The organism is Rhodococcus sp. CX, from assembly GCF_015865005.1.
In the GTDB taxonomy this organism is placed as follows: Bacteria; Actinomycetota; Actinomycetes; order Mycobacteriales; family Mycobacteriaceae; genus Rhodococcus.
This window is the reverse complement of sequence record NZ_JADZGH010000121.1, coordinates 1-1,670: the sequence shown is the minus strand read 5'-3', so window position 1 is coordinate 1,670 and position 1,670 is coordinate 1. Positions and strand designations below refer to the sequence as shown.

General features: G+C 69.3%; 1 protein-coding gene. It reads left to right on the top strand.

Features of this window, described 5'->3' with window-relative positions:
* The coding region (locus tag I0Q12_RS13065; RefSeq protein ID WP_197252326.1) for a condensation domain-containing protein at positions 1 to 1,670 on the top strand (1,670 nt) is incomplete at both ends.

Genomic DNA, 1,670 nt, shown 5'->3' with positions numbered 1-1,670 from the left:
GCGGTCGGTACGTCGATGCGCCGCTGGGCGCACGGTCTGGTCGAGGCCGCGCAGCAACCCGAACGGCTCGCCGAACTCGACTTCTGGCGCGCGACCGCGGCCGCGGACGACCCGACGATCGGGTCCAGGCCGCTGGATCCGGCGACGGACACCGCCGCCACGACCGGCAGCGTCGAGGTCGAACTGTCGGCGGAGGTCACCGAGGCGCTGCTGACCACCGTCCCGGACGCGTTCCACGGCAGCGTGTCCGACGGGCTCGTCGCCGCTCTCGCCGTCGCCCTCACCACGTGGCGGCGCGACCACGGTCATCCCGCACTGACGGACGCGGTGATCGGACTCGAGGGCCACGGTCGTGAGGAAAGCGTCGTTCCCGGCGCCGATCTGAGTCGCACCGTCGGCTGGTTCTCGACGAGCTATCCGATGCGCCTGGACCTTTCGGGCTTCGATCTCGCCGACGCGTGCGAGGGCGGACCGAATCTCGGGGCTGTCGTCAAGTCGGTCAAGGAACAGCTTCTCGCGGTCCCCGACCACGGCATCGGCTTCGGATTGCTGCGTCACCTCGGTGGGGAGGCCGGACGCGTCCTCGCCGAGTGCACACCACCGCAGGTCGCATTCAACTATCTGGGACGCGTGACCACAGGATCGACCGAGACAACTCAGGACGTGCCCTGGATGCCCGTCGACGACGCCGGCGATCTCTCCGTCGCACAGAATCCGGATCTCCCGGTGCCGGCGGTCCTCGACGTCAACGCGCTCACCCTCGACGACGGAGGCCGCTCACGCCTGCGGGCGATCTGGTCGTTCCCGACCGGGATGCTCACCACCACCGAGGTCGACGCAGTCGCCCGGCTGTGGGTCGACGTCCTCGAGCGCATCGCCGCCCTCGCGACCGTGGCCGGCGGCCTCACGCCGTCGGATCTGGGTCTGGTCACGCTGGAGCAGGCACAGATCGAGGAGCTCGAGCGGCGGTATCCGGATCTGACCGACGTGTGGCCGCTGTCGCCGCTGCAGGAGGGCCTGCTGTTCCACGCGCTGGTGTCGGAGGATTCGGTCGACGCGTACCTGGTGCAACTGGTACTCGAACTGCGCGGAACGGTCGACCCGCAGCGGTTGCGGCGCGCCGGAAAGGTGCTGCTCGAACGCCACGCCAACCTGCGAACCGCGTTCGTACGGTCGCCGGGCGCACCGAGCGTCCAGGTGATCCACGACCACCTCGACGTCCCGTTCGACACGCTGGACCTGTCCGGATCCGACGAGACCACCCTCGACCGCGAGTTCGCCGCGGTCATGGCCGCGGATCGCGCCACCCGGTTCGACCCGGCGCAGGCGCCGCTGATCCGGTGGCTGCTGGTCACCACCGGACCGGACAGCCATCGGCTGGTGATGACCAACCACCACCTGCTGCTCGACGGCTGGTCGACACCGTTGCTGCTGAAGGAACTGCTCGTGCTCTATGCCACCGACGGCGACGACACGATGCTGCCGCGCTCCCGGTCCTACCGCGACTTCCTGGCCTGGATCGGCGAGCAGGACATCGAGACATCGCTCGACGCATGGGCCCGTGCATTCGACGGCGCGACCGAACCCACCCTCGTCTCCGACCTCGACTCCGCCCGCCGATACCGCGAATCACGGGACGTGTGTGCCGATTTCGGTGTGGAGGAGACGGC